The following is a 6,872-nucleotide window of genomic DNA, read 5'->3' on the forward strand; positions in this document are numbered from 1 at the left end:
GTCGACCCGTCCCTCAAGCGGTCAGCCGACACCGTCACCGGCGTGTCGGAGAAGGCCAGCAAGCGCCAGACCGCGGTGTGGTCGGCGATCGGGTCGGCGATCGGGAACTTCGCCTCAACGATGGCGACCCGGGCCGTCGACAGCCTCGTCACGTTCGCCGGTGAGGCCGCGGTCGCGACCGACGCCACCGACAAGTTCAAGCAGACCCTGTCGTTCGCCGGTCTCAAGTCGGGAGCGATCGACGAGGCCACGAAACGGGCCCGCGCGTACGCCGACGCGACCGTGTACGACCTGGCCACCATCCAGTCGACCACGGCGCAGTTGGCGGCGAACGGCATCAAGGACTACTCCGGGCTGACCGAGGCGGCCGGCAACCTCAACGCCGTCGCCGGCGGCAACGCCGACACGTTCAAGTCGGTCGCGATGATGCTCACCCAGACCGCCGGCGCCGGGAAGCTCACCACCGAGAACTGGAACCAGCTCGCCGACGCGATCCCCGGCGCCTCCGGTGTCCTGCAGACCCAGCTCAAGAAGAACGGCGCCTACACCGGCAACTTCCGCGACGCCATGGCCAAGGGAAAAATCACCGCCGCCGAGTTCAACAAGGCGATCACGCAGCTGGGCAACAAGCCGGTCGCGAAGGAAGCAGCGAAATCGACGAAGACGTTCGAGGGTGCGCTCGGAAACCTGGAAGCGACGATCACCGGGCAGCTGTCGGATGCGATCACCGCGATCAAGCCGACCCTGATAGACATCATCAACGGATTCACCGACTGGGTTGCGAAGGCGGGCGAGTTCACGAAATGGGTGTCGGACAATAAGGGGCAGCTGCTCGGGCTGGGTGCCGGGCTCACCACCCTCGCGGGCGGCTTCACCGCAATCTCGGTTGCGCAGAAGGCGGCCGCGGCCGGCGGATTCGTCAAGTACGTGTCCGGTGCGGCGAAAGCGACGAAGGCGTGGACGGTGGTGCAGGCCGCGTTCAACGTGGTGGCGCGAGCGAACCCGATCGGGCTGATCATCACCGGGATCGCCGCCCTTGTCGCTGCGCTGGTCGTCGCGTACAACACCAGCGACGAGTTCCGGGCCGTCTGCGACACCGCGTTCGCCGCGGTGGGTGCTGCTGGGCGGTGGCTGTGGAACAACGCGCTCCGGCCGGCGATCCAGGCGATCGTGCGCGGCTTCGCCTGGGTGATCGATGGTGTCGCCGGGTTCCTCGACGCGCTCGGCAACGTACCCGGATTCGGCTGGGCGAAGACTGCCGCTGCCGGGCTGCGCGGCATCGCGGCCAGCGCCCGGCAAGCCGCTGACGGAATCAAGGCGATCCCAGACCCGAAAGTCGACACCGGGAAGTCGCGGAAACAAGTCCAGGCGCTCGACAAGCAGATCAAGTCGCTCAAGGGGAAAGTCGTCACGGCGAAAGCGAAGGGCGACACCAAAGAGGTTGAGCGTCTGCGGAAGCAGATCGCCGCGTTGAAGGACAAGCGGGTCCGCATCCAGGCATCGATCAATTCGACAGCCGGCACGGTCTCGATCAAGGGCAACAAGTTCGTGATGCGAGCCGTCGCAGACGGTGCGATTTTCATGAATAGCGGCGGGTTTGGCCGGGAGCAGCACCGTGCGCAGATCGCGCCGGCCGGTGCGTGGCGGGTGTGGGCCGAGGACGAAACCGGCGGCGAGGCGTACATTCCGTTGGCGTCGTCGAAGCGTGCCCGGTCGCGGTCGATCTGGTGGGAGACGGGCCGGCGGCTCGGTGTCGTCCCGTTCGCCGATGGCGGGGTCGACGGCGGCGGTGCGACGGACTCGGGCGAGATCGTGGACCTGCTGCGGCAGCTGCTGGCCCGGATGATCACGCGTGACGACCTGGCCCGGCTCATCAATGAGGTGCGGGCCGCGGATCCGCGGCCGCGGCGTCTCGTGGGGGTGACATTGTGACGACGGCGACGATCAGCGCGGTGACGGCGACCGACATGACGGCCCGGATCGTGATCACCGTGGCGGACGCCGAGCCGGGCGAAACGATGGACGTGTACCGGCAGGACGGCAGCGACCGGGCGCCGGTGCTCGGCGCGATCGGGATACCGGCCACCTCGACGGTGATCATTGACGCCGAGTGCCGCCTGAACCGGCCCCAGTCGTGGGTGGTGGTGCTCGCAGACGGCAGCGAGGCAGCCACCGCGCCGCTGACCCTGACGTCGCCGCTGCCGGTGCTGTCGGACCCGTGGGCCGGTGTTGAGACGATGCTGCGCGTCGTTGACGTCGACGACGAACTCACGGTCCGGTCCAGGATGCAGGTCGTCACCATCGAAGGCGACAAGCAGCCGGTCGCGGTCGGGGACGTCCCGACCGGCTACTACGGGCAGCTGCAGCTGCTCACCGTCACCGACGACCAGGCCGAGACGGTCGCGGCGCTCGCGTTGTCGGGGCAGCCGATGCTGCTGCGCTGCTCGTGCGGCGTCCATCCGGACCGGTGGATTCAGCCGACCGGGGACCTGACCCCGGCACGGCTGGTGAAGCGTCCGATCGACGTGGCTCGGCTGCACCTGTGGTCGGAGTGCATCTACCTGCCTGGCCCGCCCCGCCCGGGCGATCAGGCGACCGGCGACACCCTCGAAGATCTCCACGAGGCCGCACCTGGTGTCCTGGCCGACATCGCCACCATGTGGGCCACGCTCGGCGAGATCGCCGCCACCGACCTGTCCGGGGGCATCTGATGCGCGACACCGAATGGACCGATGCGCAGATCCGGGCCGGCGGGATCCTCACGATCGAGATCACCAGCTGGCTCGGTGAGAACCTGCTGGGCGTCATCCCGGTCGTGGCCGGGTCGTGGAAGGTGACCGACACCTACGGGGTGACGGTGCCGGGCACCGTCGAGTTCTCCGTGCCGGCCCTCGACCAGTGGCGGCCCGTCGCGCCCGATCATCCGCTGGCGGCTGTGGGGCAACGGTTCCGGGTGCGGGTCGGGTACGGCGACCAGCTGGTGACGTGGGGCTGGTATCGGGCGGCGCGGCCGGTCCGGGAAGGTGCCGTGATCCGCTGCACCGGGATCGGTTTGCTCCGCGACGTCGAGCGGGCCCGGTTCACCAGGCCGCTGCAGAGCAAGACCGGGCAGACGTGGCGTGCTGTCCTGGCAGATCTGCTGCGCGGCATCCTGCCTGTCGACTTCGACGCCGCACCAGCTGATGCGGTGCAGCCGGTCACGACGTGGGAGGAGGACCGGCTCGCCGCGGTGTGGGAGATCATCGAGTCCCGGCCGGCGCGGCTGGTCATCGATGACTCCGCGACCGCGGTCGTGCTGCCACCGTGGAACGACACCGCGCCCGGGCCGGCGGTTGCGCAGCTGGTTGACGGTGCCGGCGGCACCCTCGTCGAACTCGACCCGGACGGCGACACCGACGAAGACCCACCCAACGGGTATGTCGTGTCCACCGTCCCGGACGGCGACGTCGAGCCGATCACCGAGGTGTGGACGATGCCGGACGGGCCGATGAAGTGGGGAGGCCCCTACGGGTACAACCCGGCATTCTTCGCGTCCCCGCTGAACCCGTCCGACCGGGTGAAGCTGCGGGCGATCGCTGAGCGGATGACCCGCCGTGCCGTGCAGCAAACCCTCCGGTTCGGGGTGGTGTCACTGCCCGACCCGCGGCTCGAAGTCGGTGACGTGGTGCACGTCCGCTCCGCCCGCTACGGCGTCGACGGCCTGGCCCGGATCACGAACCTGGCGCTCACCCGGACAGCGACGACAACGAATGTGGCGCTGCTGTGAGGGCCACGAAGGGGCAGGCGCAAGGTGTCGCGGCCGCTGGGCTGATCCAGGTCCGCCGCGAGGGGAAAACGGATCTCGACTGGGCGTCGGTGGATCGGCAGATCGGGTCAGTCGCGGTCGCCGGTGACTGGCTGCTGCTGCTGGAGCAGGACCGGCAGCTGTGGGCGGTCGCTCTGCTCGGCACCGCGCCCGGGCCGATCATCGCGCCGCCCGCACCCGAGGAAGACTCGCCCGAGACGGCGCAGATCGTGACCGGCACCGACACCATCCCACCGACCTGGTCGGGCACATGGCGCGACGGGAAGTGGCGCGGCGACACCAGCCACATGATCCAGGGCCCGTCCAGTTGGGGCATGTCGCGCGGTGCAGCGTTCTACGGCAAGAAGCTGAAGAGCCTGCCCGGGTCGATCACCAGCATGAAGGTCCGCTGCGAACGCCTCACCTACGGCTCGTACAGCCAGCAGCGGCCCACCATGGCGCTGCTGGCCGGCACGTCGAAGCCGTCCGGGTGGCCGACCGTGCGGGACACCGCATCCGGGCCGTTGCTCGGCGGGCCCGGGTCTGTCGAGTCGTGGACCGTGCCGACGTCGTGGCTGGACGACTTCAACAGCGGCGCCGCCGGCGGCATCGGGATCGTCGGCACCAGCAACTACATGCGACTCGACGGTCCAGGCCTGCGAGTCACAGCGAAATGGAGAGACCAACGATGAGCACCCGATTCTCACCCAGCAGCCACACCCGCATCTGGGAGCACCTCAACGACCTCGACGACGACATCCAGTCGCTGCTCAACCCGGTCGACCCGCCCGACCCGGAACCGTCCGACCTGCCCCGATGCCGCGGCGTCATCACGACGAACAAGGCGATGAGCTCCGGCGACTCGACGATCAACGGATGGACCGAGCAGTACAACGTCGGCAGCGGGTGGAACGCGTCCACCGGCATCTTCACCGTGCCGGCCGGGCAGGCCGGCCTGTACACGGTGGGACTGACGGTTTCGTTCGGGTCCGACTCGACCCGGCGCCTCATCTTCATCGAAGGCGACGCCGGCGCGCTCCTGGCCCGCGTCGAGGGCCCGGCGTCCGGGTACAGCCAGATGTGCGTCGCCACCGAGGTCCAGCTGACGGCCGGGCAAACGCTCAGGCCACGCTGCTACTGCACGTCGGCGGCGAGCATCCGTGGCGACCAGTCTCCGGCGTCGTTCTTCGTGCGGAGGGTGCTGTGACCCTCGTCCCCGTCCCTGGTGGGAAGCTCCGCTCTGACGCCGCCGCGTCCTACGGTCGCATGCTGGCCGCCGGCATGCCCGCCGGCGGCATCGACGTCTACAGCCGCACCATGGCGCAGCAGCAGGCGCTCTATGACGCCTACCGGGCCGGCCGCGGACCGGTGGCCGCCAAGCCGTCCAGGACCGCTCCGCACATCATGGGCGTCGCGATGGACGCCCACACCACCACCGGCGGGAAGTACGCGCCCAGCGGGGCGCACAGCTGGCTCGCGCAGGGCACTGACGGAGGTAAGAGCCCCCGCGAGATCGGCCGGGCCGAGTACTGCCGCGCCAACGACTACGGGTGGCGACGCACCGTCCCGTCCGAGCGGTGGCACTGGCAGTACGACAGCGCTCGGGACAAGGCCCGGGCGCTCCGGGTCGGCTCCACCGCCAAGTTCGCCGTCGCTGACGCTCAGCGGCTGCTCGGCGTCACCGCCGATGGGGTGTTCGGCTCGAAGACCGAGGCCGCGGTCGAGGCCGCTCAGCGCGCCGCCGGGTTCCCAGCGTCCGCCGTCGACGGCGTGATCGGCGCCAAGACCTGGCCGATCCTCAAGCCGCAGCCGGCGCCCACGGAGCGCGGGCTCCGCCTCGTCCAGGTCAACACGCTGGCGCAGCGCTGGAACACCAACACCGCCGGCGTGCCGGACGACGCGCCCGCCTGGCCGGCGTGGCTGGCAAAGCAGAAGCCGTCCCTGATGCTGCTGTGCGAGACATCCGGCGAGCGGATCGCTGCACTCGCCCGCAGCACGCCCTTCCGCCCGTGGGAGCGCATCGCGACCGGCTACGTCTCGCTGTGGTGGGACGCCCGGCTGTGGGCCAAGCGCGGCCAGGCGCAGGTGAACGTCCGCACCACCTACCACGGCGCTGTGCGGGCCACCCTGGCCGACCTCAAGGGTTCGGACCTGGAGCTGGACGTGGTGAGCCTGCACGTCCCGCCGAACGCCTCCTACCCGGCAGGCTGGTCGGACGCCGAGAAGGTCGAGGGCAAGCTGGGCGACCTGAGGGCGATACTCAAGGCCGTCGCCCGGCCCACCGTCCCGACCATCGTCGGCGGGGACTTCAACACCGCGCTGCACGACTCGGTGATGGAGCAGCTCGGGTTCCGTCGGCTCACCGAGGCGGTGGACACGCTGCGCGGCGGCGCGACCGGCAAGCTGGACGCCGTCTGGTTCCGCGGCTCGATCCGTCCCACCGAAAGCACGCTGCTGGACCCCGGCACGCTGAGCGATCACTACGGCTGGATGGTGCGCGCCATCCGGAAGAACTGATCGGCCATGGTCGAGGTCGTCGCCGCGGCGATCGCCACCGTCTCGACGTCGGCGGCCACGTTCGTCGCGGCCCTCGCCTACTACCGGGCGCAGGGCTTCCCGATGATCGAAGCGATCCGGCTCGCCCGCGAACTCCGCCGCTGGCTCAAGGACTGCCGCGACGGCGAAGCCTCCGCGTGGGAAGCGCTGCCCGACGATCTCCGCGTCGACCTCGACCAGCTGGCGTCGCGCCGCATGGCCGGCGTCCGGGAGCGCTGGTCATGACCAACCGCCTTACCGCCGCCGTGCTGGCCCTCGTGCTGATCGCCACCGTCGCGAACGCGGTCACCCTTGTCGGCGTGTCCGGCTACCGCGCCGAGATCGCCGCCACCATCGCCGGCGCAACCGGCCCTGCCGGGCCACCAGGACCCGCAGGACAGCCTGGGACGCCCGGAACCAAGGGCCAGGCCGGACCGGCCGGCGCCAGAGGCTCCACAGGGCCGCGTGGCCATCGTGGGGAGCGCGGAGAACGCGGGCCGCGCGGCGTCCAGGGCGTCCGCGGCCCGACCGGCCCTCGCGGTGCACGGGGTGC

7 protein-coding genes and 1 pseudogene are annotated in these 6,872 nt (G+C 70.2%); all 8 read left to right on the plus strand.

Annotated elements, in window-relative coordinates:
* Window positions 1–120: 120 nt before the first annotated feature.
* Window positions 121–1,932, plus strand: a complete 1,812-nt coding sequence (locus QM582_RS09645) for a tape measure protein (RefSeq protein WP_415083894.1) — start codon at window positions 121–123, stop codon at window positions 1,930–1,932.
* A gap of 20 nt (window positions 1,933–1,952) precedes the next feature.
* Window positions 1,953–2,711, plus strand: a complete 759-nt coding sequence (locus QM582_RS09650) for a hypothetical protein (RefSeq protein WP_415083896.1) — start codon at window positions 1,953–1,955, stop codon at window positions 2,709–2,711.
* A complete protein-coding gene (locus tag QM582_RS09655) occupies window positions 2,711–3,766 on the plus strand; it encodes a hypothetical protein (RefSeq protein ID WP_415083898.1) in 1,056 nt (351 codons plus the stop codon). Before QM582_RS09650 ends, QM582_RS09655 begins: the two co-directional genes overlap by 1 nt.
* A complete protein-coding gene (locus QM582_RS09660) occupies window positions 3,763–4,476 on the plus strand; it encodes a hypothetical protein (protein ID WP_415083900.1) in 714 nt (237 codons plus the stop codon). The genes QM582_RS09655 and QM582_RS09660 overlap by 4 nt, the downstream gene beginning before the upstream one ends.
* Window positions 4,473–4,991 (plus strand): hypothetical protein, encoded by a 519-nt coding sequence (locus QM582_RS09665; protein WP_415083902.1) that lies wholly within the window; start codon window positions 4,473–4,475, stop codon window positions 4,989–4,991. The genes QM582_RS09660 and QM582_RS09665 overlap by 4 nt, the downstream gene beginning before the upstream one ends.
* A complete protein-coding gene (locus QM582_RS09670; RefSeq protein WP_415083904.1) occupies window positions 4,988–6,301 on the plus strand; it encodes a peptidoglycan-binding protein in 1,314 nt (437 codons plus the stop codon). Before QM582_RS09665 ends, QM582_RS09670 begins: the two co-directional genes overlap by 4 nt.
* Before the next feature lie 6 nt (window positions 6,302–6,307).
* On the plus strand, window positions 6,308–6,565 hold the full coding sequence (locus QM582_RS09675; RefSeq protein ID WP_415083906.1) for a hypothetical protein: 258 nt from the start codon (window positions 6,308–6,310) through the stop codon (window positions 6,563–6,565).
* Window positions 6,562–6,872: pseudogene (locus QM582_RS09680) on the plus strand (hypothetical protein); the annotation flags it as partial. The gene QM582_RS09675 and the pseudogene QM582_RS09680, both read left to right, overlap by 4 nt.

The organism is Micropruina sp. (genome assembly GCF_047607385.1).
Classification (GTDB): Bacteria; Actinomycetota; Actinomycetes; order Propionibacteriales; family Propionibacteriaceae; genus Micropruina.